Origin of the sequence: Pseudoflavonifractor phocaeensis (assembly GCF_038439875.1) — a bacterium.
In the GTDB taxonomy this organism is placed as follows: Bacteria; Bacillota; Clostridia; order Oscillospirales; family Oscillospiraceae; genus Vermiculatibacterium.
On the sequence record NZ_JBCDMT010000006.1, the window covers coordinates 268,947 to 291,137 of the forward strand.

The 22,191-nt window shown below is 62.4% G+C and carries 17 protein-coding genes and 1 tRNA gene; 17 read left to right on the forward strand and 1 reads right to left on the reverse strand.

Translation table 11 applies throughout. The features are described 5' to 3' along the window. Window positions 1-7 precede the first annotated feature (7 nt). Both rpoC and AAEU42_RS13070 read left to right on the forward strand, forming a co-directional pair. Window positions 8-3,799 (forward strand): DNA-directed RNA polymerase subunit beta', encoded by a 3,792-nt coding sequence (rpoC, locus tag AAEU42_RS13065; protein WP_342234006.1) that lies wholly within the window; start codon window positions 8-10, stop codon window positions 3,797-3,799. A gap of 123 nt (window positions 3,800-3,922) precedes the next feature. Continuing rightward, window positions 3,923-3,999 (forward strand) — tRNA-Arg (locus AAEU42_RS13070). Between the two features lie 203 nt (window positions 4,000-4,202). On the opposite strand, the gene AAEU42_RS13075 is transcribed toward AAEU42_RS13070, so the two are convergent. Then, on the reverse strand, window positions 4,203-5,336 hold the full coding sequence (locus tag AAEU42_RS13075; RefSeq protein WP_342234007.1) for a hypothetical protein: 1,134 nt from the start codon (window positions 5,334-5,336) through the stop codon (window positions 4,203-4,205). Window positions 5,337-5,620: 284 nt separating this feature from the next. Here AAEU42_RS13075 and AAEU42_RS13080 point away from each other — a divergent pair, with 284 nt between their 5' ends. The 15 genes from AAEU42_RS13080 to AAEU42_RS13150 all read left to right on the forward strand — a co-directional run bounded on the left by AAEU42_RS13080 (window position 5,621) and on the right by AAEU42_RS13150 (window position 21,948). Beyond that, window positions 5,621-6,022 carry a terminase small subunit gene (locus AAEU42_RS13080; protein ID WP_342234008.1) on the forward strand — a complete coding sequence of 134 codons (402 nt, stop codon included), beginning with the start codon at window positions 5,621-5,623 and terminating at the stop codon, window positions 6,020-6,022. A 460-nt stretch (window positions 6,023-6,482) separates the two neighbouring features. Beyond that, window positions 6,483-7,898: a phage terminase large subunit gene (locus AAEU42_RS13085; RefSeq protein ID WP_342234009.1), complete on the forward strand. Its 1,416-nt coding sequence runs from the start codon at window positions 6,483-6,485 to the stop codon at window positions 7,896-7,898. Between the two features lie 167 nt (window positions 7,899-8,065). Continuing rightward, entirely contained in the window at window positions 8,066-8,299 is a 234-nt protein-coding gene (locus tag AAEU42_RS13090; RefSeq protein WP_342234010.1) for a hypothetical protein, read from the forward strand. Continuing rightward, window positions 8,296-10,170: a portal protein gene (locus AAEU42_RS13095; protein WP_342234011.1), complete on the forward strand. Its 1,875-nt coding sequence runs from the start codon at window positions 8,296-8,298 to the stop codon at window positions 10,168-10,170. The genes AAEU42_RS13090 and AAEU42_RS13095 overlap by 4 nt, the downstream gene beginning before the upstream one ends. A 68-nt stretch (window positions 10,171-10,238) precedes the next feature. Next, a complete protein-coding gene (locus tag AAEU42_RS13100) occupies window positions 10,239-11,087 on the forward strand; it encodes a hypothetical protein (protein WP_342234012.1) in 849 nt (282 codons plus the stop codon). Window positions 11,088-11,111: 24 nt separating this feature from the next. Further along, the gene (locus AAEU42_RS13105) at window positions 11,112-12,167 is read left to right on the forward strand and encodes a chitobiase/beta-hexosaminidase C-terminal domain-containing protein (RefSeq protein WP_342234013.1); all 1,056 of its coding nucleotides are present in this window, start codon (window positions 11,112-11,114) and stop codon (window positions 12,165-12,167) included. 354 nt (window positions 12,168-12,521) lie between these two features. Continuing rightward, window positions 12,522-12,959 carry a hypothetical protein gene (locus tag AAEU42_RS13110; RefSeq protein ID WP_342234014.1) on the forward strand — a complete coding sequence of 146 codons (438 nt, stop codon included), beginning with the start codon at window positions 12,522-12,524 and terminating at the stop codon, window positions 12,957-12,959. A 125-nt stretch (window positions 12,960-13,084) separates the two neighbouring features. Beyond that, window positions 13,085-14,917, forward strand: coding sequence for a hypothetical protein (locus AAEU42_RS13115; RefSeq protein ID WP_342234015.1), 1,833 nt, complete (start codon window positions 13,085-13,087; stop codon window positions 14,915-14,917). Window positions 14,918-14,929: 12 nt separating this feature from the next. Further along, complete coding sequence (locus AAEU42_RS13120; protein ID WP_342234016.1) at window positions 14,930-16,585, forward strand: hypothetical protein; 1,656 nt, start codon at window positions 14,930-14,932, stop codon at window positions 16,583-16,585. Window positions 16,586-16,711: 126 nt separating this feature from the next. Further along, window positions 16,712-18,541 (forward strand): WD40 repeat domain-containing protein, encoded by a 1,830-nt coding sequence (locus AAEU42_RS13125; RefSeq protein ID WP_342234017.1) that lies wholly within the window; start codon window positions 16,712-16,714, stop codon window positions 18,539-18,541. 19 nt (window positions 18,542-18,560) lie between these two features. Continuing rightward, on the forward strand, window positions 18,561-18,866 hold the full coding sequence (locus AAEU42_RS13130) for a hypothetical protein (protein WP_342234018.1): 306 nt from the start codon (window positions 18,561-18,563) through the stop codon (window positions 18,864-18,866). 92 nt (window positions 18,867-18,958) lie between these two features. Continuing rightward, entirely contained in the window at window positions 18,959-19,096 is a 138-nt protein-coding gene (locus AAEU42_RS13135; protein ID WP_342234019.1) for an XkdX family protein, read from the forward strand. 4 nt (window positions 19,097-19,100) lie between these two features. After that, window positions 19,101-19,811 (forward strand): peptidoglycan recognition protein family protein, encoded by a 711-nt coding sequence (locus tag AAEU42_RS13140; RefSeq protein ID WP_342234020.1) that lies wholly within the window; start codon window positions 19,101-19,103, stop codon window positions 19,809-19,811. A 67-nt stretch (window positions 19,812-19,878) separates the two neighbouring features. Then, complete coding sequence (locus tag AAEU42_RS13145; protein WP_342234021.1) at window positions 19,879-20,346, forward strand: phage holin family protein; 468 nt, start codon at window positions 19,879-19,881, stop codon at window positions 20,344-20,346. A 12-nt stretch (window positions 20,347-20,358) separates the two neighbouring features. Further along, window positions 20,359-21,948, forward strand: a complete 1,590-nt coding sequence (locus AAEU42_RS13150) for a hypothetical protein (RefSeq protein WP_342234022.1) — start codon at window positions 20,359-20,361, stop codon at window positions 21,946-21,948. Window positions 21,949-22,191: the final 243 nt, after the last annotated feature.

The following is a 22,191-nucleotide window of genomic DNA, read 5'->3' on the forward strand; positions in this document are numbered from 1 at the left end:
CGACAATATGAGTTACGCTGAATTTGACGCCATCCGCATCGGCATTGCCTCCCCGGAGCAGATTTTGGAGTGGTCCCACGGTGAAGTGAAAAAGCCGGAGACCATCAACTACCGCACCCTCAAGCCGGAGCGGGACGGTCTGTTCTGCGAGAAGATCTTTGGGCCCACCAAGGATTGGGAGTGCCACTGCGGCAAATATAAGAAGATCCGCTACAAGGGCAAAGTCTGTGACCGCTGCGGCGTGGAGGTCACCCGGGCCAAGGTCCGCCGGGAGCGCATGGGCCACATCGCCCTGGCCGCCCCCGTGTCCCACATCTGGTATTTCAAGGGCATCCCCTCCCGGATGGGCCTGCTGCTGGACATTAGTCCCCGCATCCTGGAAAAGGTGCTTTACTTTGCCTCCTATATCGTCACCGATCCCGGCTTCACCCCCCTGGCCAAGAACCAGATCCTCTCCGAGAAGGAATACCGGGACATGCGGGAGAAGTACGAGGACGATTTCGAGGCCGGCATGGGCGCCGAGGCCGTGAAGAAGCTGCTCCAGCAGCTTGACCTGGAGGAGATGTCCGTCTCCCTCCGTGCCGAGCTGAAGGACGCCTCCGGCCAGAAGAAGGCCCGCATCGTCAAGCGTCTGGAAGTGGTAGACGCCTTCCGTGTCTCCGGCAACAAGCCCGAGTGGATGGTCATCGACGTGCTGCCCGTCATCCCCCCCGAGCTGCGGCCCATGGTCCAGCTGGACGGCGGCCGGTTCGCCACCTCCGACCTCAACGACCTCTACCGCCGGGTCATCAACCGGAATAACCGCCTGAAGCGGCTGATCCAGCTCAACGCCCCCGACATCATTGTCCGCAACGAGAAGCGGATGCTCCAGGAGGCGGTGGACGCCCTCATCGACAACGGCCGCCGGGGCCGGGCCGTCACCGGCGCCAACAACCGGGCGCTGAAGTCCCTGTCCGACATGCTCAAGGGCAAGCAGGGCCGGTTCCGTCAGAACCTCCTGGGCAAGCGTGTGGACTACTCCGGCCGTTCCGTCATCGTGGTGGGCCCCGAGATGAAGATCTACCAGTGCGGCCTGCCCAAGGAGATGGCCATCGAGCTCTTCCGGCCCTTCGTCATGAAGAAGCTGGTGGAGGATGGCACCGCCAACAACATCAAGTCCGCCAAGAAGATGGTGGATAAGGGCAACCCCAAGGTGTGGGACGCCCTGGAGTTCGTCATCAAGGACCACCCCGTCATGCTCAACCGGGCGCCTACCCTCCACCGCCTGGGCATCCAGGCCTTCGAGCCGGTGCTGGTGGAGGGCCGTGCCATCAAGCTCCACCCCCTGGTGTGTACCGCCTTCAACGCCGACTTCGACGGCGACCAGATGGCCGTCCACGTGCCCCTGTCCGCCGAGGCCCAGACCGAGGCCCGGGTGCTCATGCTCTCGGCCAACAACCTGCTGCGGCCTCAGGACGGCGGCCCTGTCACCGTGCCCACCCAGGACATGGTGCTGGGCTCCTACTACCTGACCTATGAGCGCTACCCCGAGCACGCGGAAGGGGAGACCTACGCCGACTGCGACGCGGTTCGGGCCGCCCTCAAGAGCGGCGAGCTCACCGAGGACAGCTATATCTGGGTGAAGAACCCCGGCCAGCCCGACGACATCCCCACCTGCGCCGGCGTGGCCGCCCAGACCCCCGAGGGAGAGCTGCCCCGGGAGATCCTCCACGCCTTTTCCAGCGACGAGGAGGCCCGCCTGGCCTATGACGAGGGCGAGCTGGACCTCCACGAGCCCATCATGGTCCGCCGCTACGTCACCGTTGACGGGGTGGAGCGCCACAAGCTGGTGCGCACCACCGTGGGCCGCCTGATCTTCAACGAGGGCATTCCCCAGGATCTTGGCTTTGTGGACCGTAACGATCCTGAGGCCGCCTTTGAGCCGGAGATCAACTTCATCGTCGGCAAGAAGCAGCTGGGGAAGATCATTGATAAGTGCATCAACAAGCACGGCTTCACCATCTCCGCCGGGGTGCTGGACACCATCAAGGCCAAGGGCTATCACTACTCTACCCAGGGCTCCCTCACCGTCTCCATCTACGATATGACGGTGCCCCCCTCCAAGCCGGAGAAGATCGCCGAGACCGAGCAGGAGATCGTGAAGATCGAGCGCCAGTACAAGCGGGGCTTCATCACCAACGACGAGCGCTACCGCCTGGTGGTGCAGGCCTGGGAAAAGACCACCAAAGAGGTGGCCGACTCCCTGATGGAGGGACTGGACCGCTACAACCCCATCTGGATGATGGCGGACTCCGGCGCCCGTGGCTCCATCGCCCAGATCCGCCAGCTGGCCGGTATGCGCGGCCTGATGGCCGATACCGCCGGCCGTACCATCGAGATCCCCATCAAGGCCAACTTCCGTGAGGGCCTGTCCGTCCTGGAGTACTTCATCTCCGCCAGAGGCGCCCGGAAGGGCCTGGCCGATACCGCCCTTCGTACCGCCGACTCCGGCTACCTGACCCGCCGCCTCGTCGACGTGGCCCAGGAGGTCATCATCCGGGAGCACGACTGCGGCACCCACGACGGCATCCTGGTCAGTGAGATCAGCGAGAACGGCCAGGTCATCGAGACCTTCGGCGAGCGGCTCAAGGGCCGCTACCCCGTGGAGGACGTGGTGGATCCCAAGACCGGCGAGCTACTGGTGAGCCACGACACCATGATGACGGTGGACACCGCCAGGCTGCTGGAGGACCATGGCATCCATGAGGTGATGATCCGCTCTGTGCTGACCTGTGAGTCCCGCAGCGGCGTGTGTACCAAGTGCTACGGCGTCAACCTGGCCATCGGCGAGCCGGTGGGGGCGGGCGAGACCGTGGGCATCATCGCGGCCCAGTCCATCGGCGAGCCGGGCACCCAGCTGACCATGCGCACCTTCCACACCGGCGGCGTGGCCGGCGGCGATATCACCCAGGGTCTTCCCCGTGTCGAGGAGCTCTTCGAGTCCCGCCGTCCCAAGAAGATGGCCCAGCTGGCTGAGATCAGCGGCAAGGTCACCGTGGAGGAGGCCAAGAAGGGCGGTAGCATGTACAACGTCACCATCGTGGCCGACGACGGGGAGACCGTCACCTACGCCCTGCCCCATTCTGCGGGCATCCGGGTGAAGACCGGCGACGTGGTGGAGAAGGGCCTGGCCCTCACCGACGGCGCACTCTATCCCCAGGACGTGCTGCGGGTCCGGGGCATCCACGAGGTGTACAACTACCTGATCCAGGAAGTCCAGAAGCCTTACCGCCAGCAGGGCGTGGATATCAACGACAAGCATATCGAGGTCATCGCCCGCCAGATGATGCGCAAGGTCCGGGTGGAGGAGTCCGGCGACTCCGACCTCCTCAGCGGCTCCACCGTGGAGCTGGTGGAGTTCCTGGATGCCAAGAAGGCGGTCCAGGCCCGCATCGACGCGGGGGAGAAGCGGGAGGACGGCACCGACCTGGTCCTGCCCGCCGCCACCCGTCTGCTGCTGGGCATCACCAAGGCCTCTCTGGCCACCGATTCCTTCCTGTCCGCCGCCTCCTTCCAGGAGACCACCAAGGTCCTCACGGAAGCGGCCATCAAGGGCAAGGTGGACCACCTGCTGGGCCTGAAGGAGAACGTCATCATCGGTAAGCTCATTCCCGCCGGTTCCGGCCTTGACCAGTACCGCAAGTACGACAAGGTGGTGGATTCCGTGGTGGGTACCGACGAGGAAGGGCCCGCCCTTTCCAACGTGAGCGTTTCTATGGCGGAATCTCTGGCCGGCGCCGAAGATTTCGTGACGGAATAAGAGAAGAATAGGAGACGGCGGCATCAAAAAGATGCCGCCGTCTCTCTTTTTCTTTAAAAAATTTCGGACAGCCCCTTTACAAATCGAACCTGCTTTGCTATAATAATCAAGCACGTTTGAGATGCGTCCGTAGTTCAATTGGATAGAGCGTCAGATTCCGGTTCTGAATGTTGGGGGTTCGAGTCCCTCCGGGCGTACCATGGGAAAAGTCCTTGAAAACACTGTGTTTGCAGTGAGTTCAAGGACTTTTTTTATATCCAGTATGCAGTTTTACTAAGGGATTTATGGGGCATATTTGGAGGTTTGCTGCTGGGAAAGGTGCTGGAAAAGGTAATTTGCTTTACAACTCATTTTCTTTGAATAATATACGAGACAGGTTTATAGCGGCTCTGGGGGACTTTTGCTATATGGTTTCATAGAAGGACAGCAGGTTGTGAAGCGCCAGGAAGAGTTGGATACAGTCCCGTTTGCGGACGGGGCGGGTGTTCATTCCGTGTGCGAGAAAGTTCCGGTTGATTGTGGCGGGCTCCTGCTGGAAATTATCACTTTTGGCGAAGAGGGCGTCCAGACAGGCGGTGAGATTGAGATAGGACAGGTTGGTGAAGAGAAATTGCTCGGTCTGAATACCTATTTTCTCTTTCCACTTTTTTACCGCCCGGGCGCCTACAAGGCGGTTGGATTGTTTGGGCTGGTCTCGGATCAGTTTTGCGTCGATCAGGCTGAACAGCAGCATGGCGCAGGCCTTGTAATGCTTCTGCTGGTAGTTGAAAATAGCCGAGTTCAGGTCTTGGTGGTTCATCCTTTGGTTCCGCAGAGATTGAAAGAGCGATTCCATGGCGGATGGGGTGCAATAGGCCAGGAGGGCTTTGTGGGGGTCGTCAAAATGGCTGGGGCCGTCGCGGAAGAGGCGGTAGGGGGCGATGGGGATTGTGGTCCAGCCAAGGGCGCCCCATTGGATGTAGTGGTTCATGAGACGCCGCTTATCCGCGTCTGTATAGGTTGGGACAGTGATCTTGGCCAGGATGTCTATCAAGTTTTCTTGGAAGGCTGTAAACAAGGGAGAGAGAGACTCTGACATCTGTGCGAGGGCGCGTGTCATATTTGAGGCCGTGTCTTCTAGTTGCTTTTTAGCCTTAGCGATTGCGGCGGAAAATTCTTTCATTATCTGATCAACATATTGAGAATACGCGGATTGAAAGCGCTCTTCAGGGGGCAGGGCTTCATCGGTTGCTTGATAGAAGGGGAGCAGCTTTTCCTGGCTTTCCGTGACCGCCGTGATATACGCCGCGATCGCGGGTGCGGAGCGCTCCTGACAGAGGTCCTCCAGGCTGGGAGGGGAGGGCTCGTTTTTGAGTTTTTCACAGATGATTGCGGCAATGGCGTACTTTGGGCCGTCCGTTTCCAGGGTCAAAAAATAGAGCTCTTCCTCTTCCAGAGAAAGACGAGAGGAAATCGTGTAGGATTTTTCATTGATCGTCAAATTGATGTAGGGTTCCTTGGGGGTGGAAAAGTTGAGTTGATGTGTTTCCGGCTCCATGGCAATCGCTCCGTTTTTCTTTTGATGTGGCATAGGTAGATTTATTATAGCAAATTGAGGCGGTGTTTGGATATGCGCTCGATTTGTGAAAAATCATTTTTGACAGTCGGGAGCGCTGCGGGGCAGCGTGTCCCGGCTTTTGTTATACATTTTGTTGGAAAAAATCGTCGTTTTGACGGGTTAAAAATCGATGTTTCCCCTCGTACCTATATACAGACAAGTTTGTGTGACCGCTGGGAGAGTTCCCGGCGGTTTTATTTTACTCGTATGGAGGAGGTGGAGACATGGGTAGCAGAGGTACCGGCGGTCGGGGGAAGGGGAAGAGTGAGCACCTTTTCACACCGGAGGAGTTGGAGGCGAAGCTCAGTGAATACATGGACAAGTGTCGGGAGGAAGGGAGACGGCCCACCCGGCCGGGGATTCGGTTGGCGCTGAATATCTCGGAGGATACCCTTCTTCGGTATGAGGGGGGAGAGGGCAATTACAGGGAGCTTGCGAGGCCTTTAAAAAGGGCGATGGATCGGATCCAGGACGAGCTGGAGCAGGGGAAAGATTCCATGAATATCTTCCTTTTGAAACAGCCGTGCTATGGAGGGTATGCCGATAAACCCGCAAACGACTGGGACAGAACGGTAAACGTCAATATCTCCTTTGGTGGAGAGAGCGGAGGCAATTACGGGAAGTAAGCATAATACCCATTTTGTTTACTTCGGTGTAATTGGCCAATAGACTGGGGCGCAATGAGTTTGAGGTTCTTGAGCCTGCCTTGGTGAACAAAAGGCAAAACGGGGGCGCGGGCTTGGGCAGGTTGACGAAGGCATGAGAGGCCTATTTGGGAGGGGGTAAGCCCCCACCCCCACCCCCCAGGGGGCACCGGAAAAAGAGGGGGTGGCGGAAAAACGGGTATAGCCCTGTTTCTGCACAGCCACCAAAATTTCAAAAAAGAGAGAAAAAGACATCCATTTTGCAAGCAGGCGGAAAGAACGTATCTATTCAGGCGTGGGGCGTAAAAACAAGCCCTTGAACGGGCGGAAAAATGGGGTCCCCGGGAAGCTGTGAAACGGCTTTCTGGGGAGAGGACGAACACCGGAATGAGTGAGCCCTGGCCTTTAAGCCGGGGCGAGGAATATGGAGGTTGTGAGGACGATGGCTGGGAGAGGGAGACCGAAGCAGGGGGTCAAGGGTGTCATCGAGCTGGACTTTGGGGCGCCCAACGCCAAACAGAAGAAGTTCCTCTCCTCCAGGAGCCGGTATACCGCCTACGGCGGGGCCCGGGGCGGGGGGAAGAGCTGGGCGGTGCGGGCCAAGGCCGCCGCCGGGGCCCTCAACTACGCCGGGATCAAGATTTTGATGCTCCGGCGGACCTACCCGGAGCTGGAGGCCACCCTCATCTCCCCTCTGGTGGAGTTTTTGAACACCGCCCGGGTGGAGGGCAAGCCCGCGGGGGATAGGCTGTTCACCTACAACGCCACCATGCGGACCTTGTTTTTTACCAACGGCTCCGTCATCAAGTTCGGCCACCTCCAGAGCCCCAACGCCATCACCGAGTACCAGGGGCAGGAGTACGACTGGATTTTCATGGACGAGGCCACCCACTTCACCGAGTGGGAGTTCCGTACCCTGGCCGCCACCCTCCGGGGGGTGAACAAGATCCCCAAGCGGTTCTACCTCACCTGTAACCCCGGCGGGGTGGGGCATTTGTGGGTGAAGCGGCTGTTCATCGAGCGGGACTTCAAGCCGGAGGAGACGCCGGGGGACTACACGTTTATCCCCGCCACCGTGGAGGACAACACGGTGCTGATGGCCTCCAGCCCCGACTACATCCAAATGCTGGACCTGCTGCCGGACGACATCCGGGCGGCTCACCGCTACGGCGACTGGGACGCCATGGCGGGGCAGTTCTTCCCCGAGTTCACCAGGGCCAGCCACGTGGTGAAGCCCTTTGTGGTGCCCCAGGAGTGGCCCCGCTACCGGGCCATCGACTACGGCTTGGATATGTTCGCCTGTCTGTGGATCGCCGTGGACTTCTCGGGGCGGGCCTGGGTCTACCGGGAGGTCCAGCAGCCGGGGCTCATCGTCTCCCAGGCGGCGGAGCTGGCCCGGAGCCTGACCCTGCCGGAGGAGCGGGTGCAGTACACCATCGCCCCGCCGGATTTGTGGTCCACCCAGAAGGACACGGGGCGGACCATGGCGGAGGTGTTCACCCAGAACGGGGTTGGGCTTGTGAGGGCAAGCAACAGCCGGGTGCAGGGGTGGCTGACCCTGAAAGAGTATTTGAAGCCGGGGTCGGATGGGCGGCCCATGCTACTGGTGAGCGAGGACTGCCCCTGCCTCATTCGGAACCTGCCCGCCCTCCAGCACAGCGAGAAGAACCCCTCGGACTGTTCCACCGAGCCCCACGACATCACCCATATCTGCGACGCCGCCCGGTATTTTGTCCAGTTCCGCACCCTTGGGGCCATCCGGGCCCAGGAGCGGGAGGAGGACGAGCCGGGGGAGCGGATGGGGTATGAGGAGGCCATGTGCGGGGGAGAGGTTGACGAGAGTTATTTGTTGGCATGAGGGGGGCCCAGGGCGGAGGCGTGGGAGGGGAGCGGGAGGTTCCCCTCATCCGCCCCCTCCGGGGGCACCTTCCCCCGAGGGGAAGGCTTGGGGAGGCGGGCGGACACATAGGTCCGCCCGTGCGGAGGCAGGGAAGGCTTAGAGGGCGGTTTTGGAAGGAGAGAGATATGGTGATTTTGGCTGTGGCGCTGGCCGCCGTGGCGCTGGGGGTGGCGGGGGCCGCATTGGCGTTGGCGCTGGCGGGGACGGTTTGGAAAGAGCGGAGGGCCGCCGGGAGCGCCGGGGCGGCGGAGGAGCCGGAGGAGGAGCGGCGGAAGGCCGAGGAGGCGGAGAAGCGGATGCGGGAAGGGCTGGACCATCTGATGGACTTTGACCCCTTTCGGAAGGGGGAGGGTGAATGAGGCGGGAAGCGCCGACGGCCCAAGCTGTGTGGGCCGAGTTTGAGAAGGGGATCGCCTTCAAAAACCAAATCAACCTCTACGACACGGTGAAGCGCAACGAGGACTTTTTCATCGGCAAGCAGTGGGAGGGGGTGCAGTCCAACGGCCTGCCCACGCCGGTGTTCAACTTCATCAAGCGCATCATCCTCTTTCTGGTGGCCTCCACCGCCACCGACAACATCAAGATGTCGGCCTCCCCCCTCTCCTCCACCGGGCTCTACGGCGCCGGGGAGGTGGAGCGGCTTTGCGCCGTGGTGAACGCCCAGTTCGAGGCCCTTTTCGAGCAGAACAAGGTAGGCAAGCTCACCCGGGACTTTATGAGGAACGCCGCCGTGGACGGGGACGGGTGCCTGTATAGCTGGTTTGACCCGGAGGTGGAGACCGGCCAGGAGGCCCGGGGGGCCATCCGCACCGAGCTGTTGGAGAACACCCGGGTCATCTTCGGCAATCCCAACGCCCGGGACCCCCAGGGCCAGCCCTACATCCTGGTGACCCGGCGGGAGCTGGTGGAGGAGGTCCGGCGGCAGGCCAAGGAGATGGGCGGGGAGCCGGACGGGGTCCGGCCCGACGCCGACGAGGCCGACGACCGGTTCGACGCCCTCACCGACGGGAAGGTGACCACCCTCACCCGGCTGTGGCGGGGGGAGGAGGGCACCATCTGGTGCCAGAAGTCGGTGAAGGACGGCATCGTGCGCAAAGCCTGGGACACGGGGCAGAAGCGGTATCCCATCGTGTGGATGAGCTGGGACTACGTGCCGGGGTGCTGCCACGGACAGGCCGCCGTCACGGGGCTCATCCCCAATCAGGTCTTTGTCAACAAGATGTTCGCCATGACCATGATCTCCCTGATGACCACGGCCTACCCCAAGGTGGTCTACGACAAGACCCGGGTGGCCAAGTGGTCCGCCGCCGTGGGACAGGCCATCGGGGTGAACGGCGGGGACGTGGGGACGGTGGCCAAGACCATCGACCCGCCCGCCATCTCCCCCCAGGTGGGGCAGTTCATCTCCCTGGCCATCGACCTGACCAAGGAGTTCATGGGGGCCACCGACGCCGCCTTGGGGGACACCAGGCCGGACAACACCTCCGCCATCATCGCCCTGCAGAAGGCTTCCTCGGTGCCCATGGAGCTGACGAAGCAGAATTTGTTCCAGGCCATCGAGGATTTGGGGAACGTGTGGCTGGATCTGATGCGGGTGTACTACGGGCAGAGGTACGTAGAGATGGAGGGGGAGGCCCGCTCTCCGGCGGGTGACCTCACAGTTCAGCAAGGCGTGCGGGCGGATGATATCCGCCCCTACATGCAAAACCGAAGCCCAGCGGAGCGGGTTCGGTTTTGGGAGGAGGGGCAAAGGAGCGCAGCGCAGTTTTCCGGTTTGGCGGGAAATGGAGCGGAGCGGATTGAAGGTGAATTGGCCCAAGGGGCCAAGAGAGGCTGGCCTGGGCCATCGCCCCGACGAGGACCGGCGCTATTCGATTTTTCCGTGCTGGATTCTGTGCCTTTGAGCCTGAAGCTGGACGTGGGCGGGTCGGCCTACTGGTCGGAGATCGCCCAGATGAATACCTTGGACAATCTGTTGACCCAGGGGAAGATCTCCGTTATCGACTACCTGGAGCGGGTGCCCAGCGGGTATATCTCCAATCAGCAGGAGCTGATCGAGACCTTGAAGGACAGGCAGGCCGCCATGACCGGGATGGGGCCGGGAGTCGGCGGCGGGAACGTGGCCGATCCGGGCCTGCCCGACCAGGTGTCCGGCGGCAGCGGGTACGGAGAGCTCCAGAGAAAGCTCAATACCGTAGGGGCCGAAGGATTGAAGCTGATGAAGAGTTGAGGACACAATGGGGCGGACCAGCCCTTTGTGAATAGAGTGCCCGACCATAGGCACAGGAGGGATTTGAAATGGAAGAGAACAGCGAGAGCTTGGACCAGCAGATTGGCGGAGCCTGGGAGGAGACCGAACCCGAGACCACGGGGGAGGACCTTGGCGAGGCTGGAGAGAATGGAGAGGCCAAGTTGGCCCAGCCGGAGGAGAATGGGGCGGAGACCCCCAGCGGGGAGACGCCCGCCCAGCCGGAGCAGCCGGAGAAGGCGGCGGAGCCCGGGGCGGAGACCTTCACCCTGAAGCACCTGGACGAGGTGCGGCAGGTGGGGAAGGAGGAGGTGGTCTCCCTGGCCCAGAAGGGGCTGGACTATGACCGCATCCGCACCGAGCGGGATGAGCTGCGCCAATACCGGCAGGAGGCCGACCCGGCGCTGGCCCTGGTGAAGGGCTACGCCGAGAAGAACGCCATGACGGTGGAGGAGTACATCGACTACTGCCGCCGGCAGGAACTTGTGGCCCAGGGGGTCAACGAGCCCACCGCCCGGGCCCAGGTGGAGCTGGAGAAGCGGCAGGCGCGGATGGAGGCCCAGACCAGGGCCGAGACCGAGGCCCAGCGGCGGCAGGAGGCCATCCTCCAGCAGGCCAGGGAGCGGCAGGAGGCCAGGAAGAAGGACATGACGGCCTTCCTGGAGGCCTTTCCCGGCGTGAAGGGGGAGGACGTCCCCCGGGAGGTATGGGCCAAGGTGGCCGCCGGGGAGAGCTTAGTCACCGCCTACACCATGTACCAGAACCAGCAGCTTCAGCTTCAGTTGGCCGCCCAGCGGCAGAACAGGGAAAACGCCGCCCGGACGCCGGGCAGCATGAGCACCCAGGGGGAGAAGGCGGGAAAGACGCTGGGAGACCTCTGGGATGAGGTGGGCGAATGAGCCCACAGAAAGGGAGATTAAAGTATGGGTAACATTAATTACGCGCAGGCCTTCGCCCCCAAGGTGGCGGAGACCTTCAAGAAGGAGTCGCTCACCGATTCCGCCACTGGCAAGGGGTACAGCTTTTCCGGTGTGCGGTCCATCAAGGTCATGAGCGTGGACACCGTACCCCTCAACGACTACAGGCGCAGCGGGTCCAACCGCTACGGCGAGCCCGTGGAGCTGGGGGACACCGTCCAGGAGCTGACCATGCGGGATGACAAGTCCTTCGCCATGACCATCGACAAGGGCAATCAGTCCGACCAGATGAATCTGAAGGGGGCCGCCCGGGCCATGCGCCGGGAGACCGAGCAGGTGATGGTCCCCTACGTGGACAAGTACCGCTTCCGGGAGTGGGCGGCCAACGCCGGGATCGTCAAGGGCCTGTCCGCCGCCCCCGCCAAGAACACCATCGTGGACGCGGTGTTCGACGCCGGGTGCGACATGGACAACCTCATGGTGCCCGGCGCCGGGCGGACGCTGTTCCTGCCCAACACCTACTACAAGCTGCTGGCCCTCTCCGACCAGTTTCTTGGGGTGGACAAGCTGGGAGCCAAGGTGCTGACCAAGGGGGAGATGGGGGAGATCGACGGCATGACCGTGAAGCGGGTGCCCGACAGCTACTTCCCCGAGAACGTCTACTTCATGGTCAAGTACAAGGGCTGCACGGTGGACCCGGTGAAGCTCAACGAGGCCAATATCCACACCGACCCTCCCGGCATCTCCGGCAACCTGATGGAGGGGCGGTTCTACCACGACGCCTTTGTGCTGGGGGCCAAGGCGAACGGCCTCTACGTGGCGGCCGTGGCCGGGAAGGTGGCTGCGGCCCCCACCTTTACCGAGGCCAATTCCAAGGTGACGCTGGCCTCCACCACCACCGGGGCGGTGATTCGCTACACCGACGACGGCAGCGACCCCCGGTATTCCGCCAGCGCCAAGGTGTACGCCGCCCCCTTCGACGTACCCACGGGCAAGAAGGTGCGGGCCTTCGCCCGGAAGGACGGGGAATACGCCTCCGTTGTGAGCGAGAAGGCGTACTGAGCTGGGAAGGTTCCCCTCATCCGTCAGCGGCGAAGCCGCTGACACCTGGAGGTGAATTGCCCCGTAGGGGCAAGAGAGGCCACCCTGGGGTGTCCCCCGAGGGGAAGGCTTACGAGAGAAATATGCCCCGGATGGGAGACCGTCCGGGGCCCTATGGGAGAGACGGGGGCGTGACCCTGGCTTTCCCACCAGAATGGAAAAGGAGCCATAGCGTTAAGAAAACGCGCCAGTGGCGCGTTTTTAGCGGTGGCCGGACAGCTGTGCCGCCCGGGGACGTGTGGATAGGAGCGGCGGGCGGATATTATCCGCCCCTACATGGGCCGGAGATGTGTAATTGGAAGGGGCGACGAGGACGTGACAAATGCGCAGACGGTGTTTGAGATGGCGATGCACCTGATGGATGAGGTGAACGAGTCCACCGGAAAGGCGGACACCGCCGATACCAAGGAGTACAAGAACCGGACGGTGCCCATCCTCAACATTTTGCGGGTGGAGTGCTACCCCTACTCGGACACCTACGTGGTGGAGACGCCGGGGAAACGGCCCGTGTGCGACATCATCATGGGGTTCGACGATCCCATTGGGCTGGACGACGGCATCTGTCAGGGGGTGCTGCCCTATGGGCTGGCCGCCCATTTGCTGCTGGGAGAGGACGACGAGAAGGCGTCCTACTTTAACCAGCGGTATGAGGAAAAGCTGGCGCAGCTGGCCAGGGGCATCCCCTCCGGCGGGGAGGAGATCGATTTGCCCTATGGGGGGATCGAGTTCGGGGAGTTTGCGAAATGGGGATAGGTTCCCCTCATCCGCCCCAGTTTGCGAACTGGGGCACCTTCCCCCGAGGGGAAGGCTAAAAGAGCGGTAGAAAAGGGGTCCCCGGCGAAACCGAAGGTTTCGTTGGGGAAAGGACGAACAACGGATTGGAGCGGATACCCGGCCTTGGCCGGGTGGAGCGGAAAGGAGTTTGTGAGGACGCGGTGGCTGAGATCGGCGGCGGGGCTGGGAAGAGCGTGTTTCAGATTGACAAGTGGCTGGGGCTCAATGAGTCCCCCGATGGGGACACCGGGTTGAAAAACGGTGAGGCCGCCCAGATGCGCAACTTCCGGGTGACCCGGGAGCGGCATTTGCAGATCCGGCCGGGGTACGCCCCGGTATGTGTCCTTGCCCAGGGCCAGCCGGTGCGGGGGCTGTGGCGGGGATACGTGGACGGTCAGATCAGACTGCTGGCGGCCTGCGGAGGGCATCTGTGGTCCGTGGACCCTGCCGGGTGGAGCAAGACCGACTTGGGAGAGATTGCTGACGCCCCCACCTCCTTCTTCGGCTTCGCCAAAAAAGTGTATCTGCTCACCGGGGAGGAGTATTACTGCTGGGACGGAACGGGGCAGGTGAAGGTGGTGGAGGGGTACGTGCCCATCGTGGCCACTGCCACGGTGCCCTCCGGCGGCGGCACCCTGCTGGAGCAGGTGAACAAACTTACCGGCCTGCGCCGCCAGCAGTTCTCCCCCGACGGGACGGCCAAGGACTTCATGCTGGTGGAGACGGGCATCGACGAGATCGTGAAGGTGGAGGGGACGGGCGTTTCCTACACCGTGGACAAGGGGGCGGGAAAGGTGAGCTTTGCCTCCGCCCCCGCCAAGGGGACCAACACCGTCACCATCACCTGGAGGAAGGGGGAGGGAGACCGGGGAAAGGTCACTGGGATGCGGTTTTCCGAGCTCTTCAACGGCGCCTCCGACTCCCGGGTGTTCCTCTACGGGGACGGCACCAACGAGGCGGTCTACTCCGGGCTGGATGAGACGGGGCAGGCCACGGCGGAGTATTTCCCGGACCTCAACACCATGGCGGTGGACTCCGCCAACACCCCCATCACCGGGATGATCCGGCACTATGACCGATTGCTGGTGTTCAAGCCGGACAGCGCCTATTCCGCCCAGTACGGCACCCTGACCCTGGCCGACGGCTCGGCCACGGCGGCCTTCTACGCCTCGGCGCTGAACCGGGAGATCGGCTGCTCGGCTCCTGGGCAGGTGCGGCTGGTGAAGAACAATCCAAGGACCCTGTTCGGCTCGGCCTGCTACGAGTGGGCCCTGGCCATCGGCTCCACCCGGGACGAGCGCAACGCCAAGCGGCTGTCCGACCCGGTGACCGCCACACTGGCGGCCTTCGCCCTGGAGCAGGCGGTAACCTTCGACGACGAGGCCGAGCAGGAGTATTACGTGGTGTGCGCCGACCGGGCCATCGTCCACAACTACGGCTGCGACGCCTGGTATTACTACACCAACGTGCCGATGACGTGTTTGGAAAAGGTGGGGGACGGGCTGTACTTCGGCACCCCGGACGGGCGGCTGATGGAGTTCTCCCGGCGGTATCGAAACGACGATCTGGAGCCCATCGACGCCTACTGGGAGTCCGGGTCTATGGCCTTTGAGCGGGAGTGGATGCGCAAGTATTCCTCCCTGGTGTGGGTGGGCATCAAGCCGGAGACCCAGGCGGTGCTGTACATGACGGCCCAGTCCAACATCAAGTCGGATTACCCCGTGAAGGTCATCGCCTCGGGGCTTTCCAACTTTACTCATGCCAGCTTCGCCCACTGGAGCTTCGGGACCAACCGGAAGCCCCAGGTGATCCGGGCCAAGCTGAAGGTGAAGAAGGCTACCTTTTATAAGCTGATTCTGTATTCCAAGTCGGCGTCGGCCACCGCCACCATTTTGAGCGTGGACGTGCAGGTGAGGTATACGGGGAATGTAAAGTGAGGAGGCGGAAGTGTGGCAATCGAACGCTTTGAGAAGGATTTGAATATTGTTCAGACCTTGGTCATTCCGGGGCTGGACACCGATTTGGACGTGATCCAAAAGCTGGACGACGAGCCCAACGACGTGGGCGGGCTGTCTCCCGCCGAGCTGAAGGCCAAGTTCGACGAGGCGGGGAATCTCATCAAGGGGTATGTCAACGATACCCTGCTGCCCGCCGTCAGCGACACCGTGGCCGAGCACGACCAGCGGGAGGCCGCCGAGCGGCAGCGGCAGGCCCAGGAGGAGGACCGGGAGGCGGCCGAGGCCGGACGGGTGAGTGCGGAAGAGGCCCGGGTCCGGGCGGAGACGCTGCGCTCCGCCGCGGAGGAGGCCCGGGTCCAGGCGGAGGAGGCCAGAGGGGCGGCGGAACGGCTGCGGGCGCTGGCGGAGAGCGGCCGGGCCGGGAGCGAGGAGGTCCGGGTCCAGGCCGAGACAGCCAGGGTCAACGCCGAGGCCGCCAGAGTGGCGGCGGAAGATCTGCGGGCCCGGGCGGAAGAGGCCCGGGCGACCGCGGAGGCCGCCCGTGTGTCGGCGGAGACAGAGAGAGCCGCCGCCGAGACCGCCAGAGCGGCGGAAGAGGGCAGACAGGTGACGGCGGAGACGGACAGGGCCGGGGCGGAGCGGTTGCGGATAGCCGCCGAGGAGGTCCGGGGCTCTGCCGAAACCGCCCGGGCGGTGGCCGAAGAGGAACGGGACGCCGCGGAGGAGGCGAGAGTGGCCGCCGAGACCGGCCGGGGGCTGGAGGAGGCCGCGCGAAAGACCGCCGAGGAGGGCCGTGTGACCGCCGAGGAGGGCCGCCGGAGCGCCGAAGCCGGACGGGAGGAGGCGGAGGAGGCCCGGAACCTATGGGACGACTACGACCCAGCCAGGGCCTACACGCCGGGGAACAAGACGGCCTTCAACGGCTCGTCCTACCTGTGTACGGCGGCCACCACCGGGCACCCACCCACGGACAGGGCGTATTGGCGGCTCATCGCCGCCAAGGGCGCGGACGGGCAGGGGGCCGGGGATATGACGGCGGCGGTGTACGACCCCACCGGGAAAGCCCGGGACGTGTTCGCCTACGCCGACCAGAGCGCCGCGGAGCTGGTTTCCGACCTCCCACTCAAGAAGCTGGTTGGGACGGCGGAGCATCCGATCGACTTGGACACACTGACCCAGGTGGGGACCTACTATGTTCTGGGAAGCATTCTGGACAATGGATCGCCCGGTGTGTCGGATATAGGGTCAACGCTGCAGATTGGAACGCCGCTGTACGTGTATGACAATCTACATGGGCAGATTCTGCAGATGGTCTTTCTTTCCGGCGGCATCCTGTATAGGATTCGCGAAAATAGTGTGTGGACGTTTGGGGAAGTCGCCTTCCTGTCTCAATCGGTGAACGTCACCCTCACCGCCGCGGGGTGGAGCGGGAGCGGGCCGTTTACCCAGACGGTAAGCGTGAGTGGTCTCAGCGCCGATAAAAACGGCTCCATTGGTCTCGCCCAGAGCGCCACGGCGGAGCAACGGGCGGCGGCGCGGGACGCTATGATCTCCATCACAGGGCAGACCGATGGGAGTTTGATTGTGACGGCGGACGGGGAGAAACCGACGGTCAACCTTCCTGCCATTGTGACGCTACTGGGATGAGGAGGAAAACTTGGGGCTCTCGCCGAAGCCCAGCGGAGCGGGTTCGGTGGGGAGAGGACGAGCAACGAAACGGAGCGGATACCCGGCCTTGGACGGGTGGAGCGGAATGGAGTTTGTGAGGACGACATGGCGATTATGAGCATGTTTCCCAGCGGGGGCGGCGGGGTCAAGGTGTCGGAGCTGGAGGAGATGTGGAGGTTTGAGGGGTATACGAACCCTGTCAGAGCCGTCGCAGTAGACGCCAGCGGAAACGTCTACAGCGGGAGCGGCGACAGAACCGTGCGCAAGCTGAACAGCAGCGGCACTCAGATTTGGAGCTTCACGGGGCATACGCAAGATGTCAGAGCCGTCGCCGTGGACGCCAGCGGGAACATCTACAGCGGAAGCACAGACAACACCGTCCGCAAGCTGAACAGCAGCGGCACTCAGATTTGGAGCTTCACGGGGCATACGGACTGGGTCACCGCCGTTGCGGTGGACGCCTCCGGCAACGTCTACAGCGGGGGAGAAGACAAGACCGTCCGCAAGATAAACAGCAGTGGTACGCAAGTGTGGAGCTTCACGGGGCATACGAGCTATGTCAAAGCTGTCGCCGTAGACGCCTCCGGCAACGTGTACAGTGGGAGCGGCGACAGAACCGTGCGCAAGCTGAACAGCAGCGGCACTCAGATTTGGAGCTTCACGGGGCATACGGGCCCCGTCGAAGCCGTCGCTGTAGACGCCTCTGGCAACGTATATAGCGGGAGCCAGGACAAAACAGTCCGAAAGCTGAACAGCAGCGGGGCACAGGTCTGGAGTTTCACGGGGCATACGAACTGGGTCACCGCCGTTGCGGTGGACGCCTCCGGCAACGTCTACAGCGGGGGCTACGACAAGACCGTCCGCAAGATAAACAGCAGTGGTACGCAAGTGTGGAGCTTCACGGGGCATACGGACGTTGTCCTCTCCGTCGCGGTAGATTCTAGCGGCAACGTGTACAGTGGGAGCCAAGACAGAACCGTGCGCAAAATTGCTCAGCCTGTCGCCGTGCTGACGGCCCGGAAGAACGAGACTCTTCCCTCTCCGCTGACGGTGTATCGAATGGAGGACAGCGGGGACCCGCCTTGGGAGAGGTGGAGCTTCACGGGGCATACGGAAGCTGGTAGTGACGTTGCGGTAGACACCGCCGGCAACGTGTACAGCGGGAGCAGCGACAAAACCGTCCGCAAAATCAATAGCAGTGGCGCTCAAGTGTGGAGCTTTACGGGGCATACGGACTTTGTTCAGGCCGTCGCAGTAGACGCCAGCGGCAATGTCTATAGCGGGAGCACAGACAACACCGTCCGCAAGCTCAACAGCGGCGGCACGCAGGTCTGGAGCTTTACGGGGCATACGAGCTGGGTCAACGCCGTTGCAGTAGACTCCAGCGGCAACGTGTACAGCGGGAGCAGCGACAAAACCGTCCGCAAAATCAACAGTAGCGGCACCCAGGTATGGAGCTTCACGGGGCATACGGACGCTGTCTATGGCGTCGACAGCGACGCCTCCGGCAACGTGTACAGCGGGAGCAAGGACAAAACAGTCCGAAAGCTGAACAGCAGTGGGGCCCAGGTCTGGAGTTTCATGGGGCATACGAGCTGGGTCAACGCCGTTGCGGTGGACGCCTCCGGGAACGTGTACAGCGGAGGCTACGACAAGACCGTCCGCAAGCTCAACAGCAGTGGGACGCAGATATGGAGTTTCACGGGGCATACGAACACTGTCCGCGGAATTGCTGTAGACGCCAGCGGGAACATCTACAGCGGAAGCACAGACAACACCGTCCGCAAGCTCAACAGCGGCGGCTCGCAGGTCTGGAGCTTTACGGGGTATACGACCTATTTCAACGCCGTGGCGGTGGACGCCTCCGGGAACGTGTACAGCGGGAGCAGCGATAAAACCGTTCGTAAAATTAAGCAGGTCTATAAAATCTATTAAAAGTAGGAGGAAAACAATTATGAGCAAGAAATTCATTCAGGTGGACAACGGGCGGGTCATGCTGATCCACAATATGCCCTTTGACCCGGTGAACGGGCTGGGCAAGACCGAGGCGGAGCTGAACCAAATGGGGGTGCTCCTGGAGGAGGACCAGATTACCGAGCCGGAGAAGCGGCCCGGCAAGACGGCGCTGCCCTACTACACCCCGGAGAAGGGGTTCTACTGGGAGTATGAGGATGCCCCCTCCGGTCCTGCCTCCACCGATGATATCCAGGCGTTGGAGGCCAAGCTGGACTACATGGGCATGATGCTCGACGTGATGTGAGGACGGCGGGCGGCTGATAGCCGCCCCTACAGGAACGAGAGACGCGGGCCGTCGGGGACGCCGGCCCCTACGATGAAAGGAGCGCGTAAATCATGTTGGATTTTGAGACCATCAAGAAGTATTTCGACAAGGGGCTGTGGACTGAGGCCATGGTGGGCAACGCCGTGGGGAAGGGGAAAATCACCGCCGGGGAATACGAGACGATCACCGGCGAAAAGTACCAGAGGTAAGGATGTGGAGATACATAGGGCCTGGCCGTGCCACCCGCGCAACTACCAGGGTGGGCGGAGCCAGAGGGTCAAATATCTGGTGATCCACTACGTGGGGGCGCTGGGGGACGCGGAGCAAAACGCCTACTATTACGGAACCACGCCTGGGATTGGGTCGTCCGCCCACTACTTCGTGGACCACGGTCCCGAGGCTGAGGTCTGGGCCAGCGTGGCCGAGGACTGCGTGGCCTCCCACTGCGGGCGAACCGACGGCAAGTACAGGCATCCGGAGTGCCGCAACGCCAACTCCATCAGCATCGAGATGTGCTGCCGCCAGAGGGCGGACGGGACATGGTATTTTGACGACGAGACTGTGGATGCCACGGTGGAGCTGGCACGGGATATCATGGCCCGCTATGGCATCGACGTGAACCATGTTCTGAGGCACTACGACGTGACCGGGAAGATCTGCCCGGCGCCCTACGTCAATGACCCGGTGGCGTGGGAGGCATTTAGGAGGAGGCTCACAGAGCCGGAAAGTGAGGACGGTATGAAGTTGTACCAGTACGTGGCGGAGATGCCCCAGTGGGCGCGGGAGGCGGCTACGAAGGCTATCCGTAACGGTATCATCAAAATGGATGGTACCGGAGCCGTGGGGGTATGGGAAGCCAACCTTCAGGCGTTGGTTTGGATGGACCGGGCGGGTCTGCTGGACACCGCAGCGTTAAAAGAATGAGCCGGTGGCTCATTCTTAGCGTAGGCCGGATAGCTGTGCTGGCCGGGTCTCTTTTGGAAAGGAGAACATGAAAGTGATGGAGCATATCAACGGGATCAAGGCGGCAATTACCGCCGCCCTGGCGGCTCTGACGGCCCTGTGGGGGTGGTTTGGGTGGCTCATCGTGGCCTGGGCGGCCTGTATGGGCATCGACGTATTGACGGGCATGGCGGCAGGGATGAAAAACGGAGAATGGTCCTCCTCTGTGGCCCGAGAGGGATTGTGGCACAAGATGGGATGTGTGGCCGCCGTGACCATCTCCGGCATCCTGGACTTGGTGGTGGGGCAGCTCCTAGCTAACCTGCCGGGTCTGGCCCTGCCTTTTGAGTATACTGTGTTCCTCTGCCCTCTGGTGGTGGTGTGGTACCTCCTGACCGAGGCGGGGAGCATCGTGGAGAACGCCGGGGCCATGGGGGCGCCTATCCCGGCATGGCTGAAGAAGGCGGTGGCCGCCCTCAAGGACAAGGTGGACGACGCCGCCGGAAAGACAGAGTAGGAGGGGGAGAATATGGCGTCTATTTTTAAGCCTGGATCTACGGGGTGGATTCAGGACCAGAGAGCCCAGGCGGCGAAGCAGGGGACCTCTTCCGCGGGAGGCGGAGTGTCCACCCCCACGGGGGGCGGGAGCTCCGTTGGGAGCGTGTCCACTCCCGTGGGCGGCGGGGGCGGGAACAACGCCTACGTCACGGGGAAGGACGACTATGGAAACACGGACTGGAGCGCGGCGTGGGACGCCGCCGTGGCCCGGGGGGCGGGGTATGACGAGCTGGCCCAGATCGCGCAGAACCGCAAGACCAAGATCGAGACAAATGCGGCGCAGAACCCCGGATACAACCAATATTACAACGATGCCAAACAGCAGGAGATGGATGCCTATCTGGGCCGCATCCAGCCCCAGACCCCGACGGTGGAGTACCAGCAGCCGGCGGTGAACGACTACTCCGCGTACATCGAGGAGATGAACCGGTTGGCCCGGGAGTCGGCGCTGGCGGAGCTGCGGGGGGCCTACGAGAAAAATTTGGCGGGGCTGGACCGTACCCAGCAGGCCATTGCCCCCACCTATCAGGCCGCCCGGAACCAGGCGGCGGGGCAGGCGGAGCTGCAAAAGCGGCAGTTTGCCGAGTACGCCGCCGCCAACGGGCTCAACTCCGGGGCCGGGGGACAGGCCCAGCTGGCCATGAACAATGCCCTTCAGGGGAGCCTGTCCAATCTGAGCACCCAGGAGGCCTCTTCCCTGGCGGATTTGGAGCTTCAGAGGAGCCAGACCGAGAGCGACTACAACAACGCCATCGCCCAGGCCCGGGCCAACGGGGACTACCAGCTGGCCAACCAGCTCTACCAGGAGAAGGTGCGGGCGGATGAGGCCATGCGGGAACAGATGATGTGGCAGGCCCAGCAGGACTTCCAGAACGCTCAGTTCGACTGGCAGAAGCAGGTGACCCAGGGGCAGATGGACTCCGACGCCGCCCAGCAGCGGTTTGATAATCTGATGTCCCTGGCCAAGTATCAGGCGGAGCAGACGGGGGATTACTCCCTCTTTGCCCAGTTCGGATACACGGCGGAACAGATCGCCGCCCTGGAGGAGGCGTGGAAGCGGGAGCACATGCAGCTATCCAACGGCGGCCTTTCCTGGGCCAGGAGCGGTGGTGGGGGAAGCTCCGGGACGCAAAAGCCGACCCTTACCGCCGCGCAGGTCATGAGCGCCATTGAAAGCGGCATGGTGACGCCGGGGGTGAGGTCGGCCTTTGAATATTATTATGGGATTCCCTATGATGAGCAGTTCAAGGAGACGGAGGGGTCCAAGCCCGGAACCCAGGGAGACACCGGGCTGGCCACGCTTCCGGGACCGGTCAATCCGGCATGGAATCCCCAGGTGGCCGCAAATGGTGTCATGAATGCCGCGGGCATGGTGGATCTTCTGCCGTGGACCCAAAGTGGACAGAGCTTGAGCACGGCGGGAAACACCATATTGAACCAGCTGCGGACGATCCCGGGGCTCACGGAAGAAAATAAAGTGGCCATCATACGGGACGCTCTTTCCAACGGGCGCATCAGTGAAGCGGACGCGCAGGCGTTGTTGACGGCAGTCGGATATTAAGAAAGTGTATCCTCAGGCGGGATTGACGGCAGCACCCTATCTGGAGGTTTTTATGACTAATATTTCGGAACGCCTGAGGCTGGCCAATGAGGCGGCTAAGGCCAATGACAAGAAGAACGTTGATGCCCGTCCCAATGCTGTTCAGAGCAAGCCCAGGCAAGGAGATACGCTGCCCCAGGCGGTGAGCATGGGCCGAAACGTGGAGCGGACACGGGAAGTGGTGACGCTGCCTGTCAGGACGAA

Coding starts and splice junctions, on each gene's coding strand:
- rpoC (WP_342234006.1), top strand. CDS start 8: ATGAGTTACGCTGAATTTGACGCCATCCGCATCGGCATTGCCTCCCCG.
- AAEU42_RS13075 (WP_342234007.1), bottom strand. CDS start 5,336: ATGGAGCCGGAAACACATCAACTCAACTTTTCCACCCCCAAGGAACCC.
- AAEU42_RS13080 (WP_342234008.1), top strand. CDS start 5,621: ATGGGTAGCAGAGGTACCGGCGGTCGGGGGAAGGGGAAGAGTGAGCAC.
- AAEU42_RS13085 (WP_342234009.1), top strand. CDS start 6,483: ATGGCTGGGAGAGGGAGACCGAAGCAGGGGGTCAAGGGTGTCATCGAG.
- AAEU42_RS13090 (WP_342234010.1), top strand. CDS start 8,066: ATGGTGATTTTGGCTGTGGCGCTGGCCGCCGTGGCGCTGGGGGTGGCG.
- AAEU42_RS13095 (WP_342234011.1), top strand. CDS start 8,296: ATGAGGCGGGAAGCGCCGACGGCCCAAGCTGTGTGGGCCGAGTTTGAG.
- AAEU42_RS13100 (WP_342234012.1), top strand. CDS start 10,239: ATGGAAGAGAACAGCGAGAGCTTGGACCAGCAGATTGGCGGAGCCTGG.
- AAEU42_RS13105 (WP_342234013.1), top strand. CDS start 11,112: ATGGGTAACATTAATTACGCGCAGGCCTTCGCCCCCAAGGTGGCGGAG.
- AAEU42_RS13125 (WP_342234017.1), top strand. CDS start 16,712: ATGGCGATTATGAGCATGTTTCCCAGCGGGGGCGGCGGGGTCAAGGTG.
- AAEU42_RS13130 (WP_342234018.1), top strand. CDS start 18,561: ATGAGCAAGAAATTCATTCAGGTGGACAACGGGCGGGTCATGCTGATC.
- AAEU42_RS13135 (WP_342234019.1), top strand. CDS start 18,959: ATGTTGGATTTTGAGACCATCAAGAAGTATTTCGACAAGGGGCTGTGG.
- AAEU42_RS13145 (WP_342234021.1), top strand. CDS start 19,879: ATGAAAGTGATGGAGCATATCAACGGGATCAAGGCGGCAATTACCGCC.
- AAEU42_RS13150 (WP_342234022.1), top strand. CDS start 20,359: ATGGCGTCTATTTTTAAGCCTGGATCTACGGGGTGGATTCAGGACCAG.